The following is a 1,919-nucleotide window of genomic DNA, read 5'->3' on the forward strand; positions in this document are numbered from 1 at the left end:
CTCACACTTGAACTCGTACTACCAATCGTCAATAAGTCATCACCCGCGCCACCATCAAGCGTGTCATCACCTAAACCGCCCGATAATGTGTCGTTGCCCGCACCGCCAAGTAAAGCAAATTCTCCGTTACTAGTTAAGGTGTCACTTCCATCACTACCTAATGCAACAAGGCCTTCAGGTAACGCGGACATCATTGTAAAACGGGAGCTAGAGTCTATTAATTGTGATTGATTAATTAATTCAGAAACAAAGGCATCTTGCATTACACTGTCATATGGGCTGACACCTTTCACTACATCAATAAAGTCTGACAACTCTTGGCCTACCGCGCCGCCTTCTTCTTGAAAACGCTCGGCAAAATATTCACTTACAGCACTAAAATCACCAACCCACTTGCCATCGACTTTAGAGAAAGACAACATATTAAATAATGTATCTGCATGACTATTAGCCATAAGCTGAGTATAAATTGACGATGCAAGTCCCTGATACACATCAATAACAGTTTGAGCATATTGTCCTGTTGGATTTTCTTGTAACGCTGGCTGCCCCCAAAATACTTCTAGAACAGCTAATTCCTGCCCGTTTATATCTTCTCCGCGGCTATCACTACTTACATTTTCCTGACCTGTCCATTTCGCCAAAATTTGATTGACTAACCCCCACCGCTCATCTACATCTATTTCTTTTACAAAAGCTTCAACTAAGGCTTGTAGTTCTCCTGTTTGATCAAGTGACATGGCATGATGAAGTGAATAAACATTGCCAAAGCCAATAGCATCAGGTAGTGCAGCTATTTCATCAGAAACCTCAACCCCTTCACCGTTATGAATATCGACTGGCACTGTATTTCTTCGATCTGAATCAAACCAAAGCGTATTAGTTAGCCCCGTTGAACCATCACCATACGTAAATAGCCCTTCTTCACGATGCTCAACATTGTTCTCATCGGTCGTGACATTCTCGGTATAATTAAGATTAAAAGAAGTTATGTTTAATTCAGCTAATGATTTAAGCTCCCCTTCATCTGTAACACCGTCACTGTCTAAATCTTGCCATACTCTAAGTTCACCAAAAATGCTGTCTTCTTCGGTAATTTGACCATCACCGTTTTCATCAAAATCAGCTAAAGCTTCGAAACCGTTAGACGCATACTCCCCGTTAGCAAGTAATGTTTCTGTGCCGAATAACTCAGCACCGCCATCAATAGTGCCATTTTGGTTTCTATCTAAGACCAATAAACCATCACTAGGCGCAACCCAACTAGTTTGCTCAGCAAAGCCACTATTGTCTAAATCAAAAAATACACCTTGATCACTATCGAGCGTACCAACTATCCCATCACCATTGAGATCTAATGCCAGAGGATCTCTGCGAGGCACTGGTGGTACAGGGGGGGGAGGTGGAGATGGCAGTTCGCCGTCTCCATCGCCGTCTCCATCGCCGTCTCCATCGCCGTCTCCATCTCCATCTCCATCTCCATCTCCATCGCCGTCTCCATCTCCATCGCCGTCTCCATCTCCATCGCCGTCTCCATCGCCATCTCCGTCGCCGTCTCCATCTCCATCTCCATCTCCATCTCCATCGCCATCGCCGTCTCCATCGCCGTCTCCATCTCCATCGCCGTCTCCATCGCCGTCTCCATCTCCATCTCCGTCTCCGTCTCCGTCGCCGTCTCCATCGCCGTCTCCATCTCCATCGCCGTCTCCATCTCCGTCTCCGTCTCCGTCGCCGTCTCCATCTCCGTCTCCATCTCCGTCTCCATCTCCGTCTCCGTCTCCGTCGCCGTCTCCATCGCCGTCTCCATCTCCATCTCCATCTCCGTCTCCGTCGCCGTCTCCATCGCCGTCTCCATCTCCGTCTCCATCTCCGTCTCCATCTCCGTCTCCGTCTCCGTCGCCGTCTCCATCGCCGTCTCC

1 protein-coding gene and 1 pseudogene are annotated in these 1,919 nt (G+C 47.8%); both read right to left on the minus strand.

What is annotated here, in order from left to right; all coding sequences use genetic code 11:
- Positions 1-1,382: pseudogene (locus Q4600_RS21065) on the minus strand (hypothetical protein); the annotation flags it as partial.
- A partial coding sequence (locus Q4600_RS21070) for a hypothetical protein (RefSeq protein ID WP_303518496.1) occupies positions 1,355-1,919 on the minus strand: 565 nt, incomplete at its 5' end. The gene Q4600_RS21070 and the pseudogene Q4600_RS21065, both read right to left, overlap by 28 nt.

Origin of the sequence: Shewanella sp. 2_MG-2023 (assembly GCF_030548905.1) — a bacterium.
Classification (GTDB): Bacteria; Pseudomonadota; Gammaproteobacteria; order Enterobacterales; family Shewanellaceae; genus Shewanella; species Shewanella electrodiphila.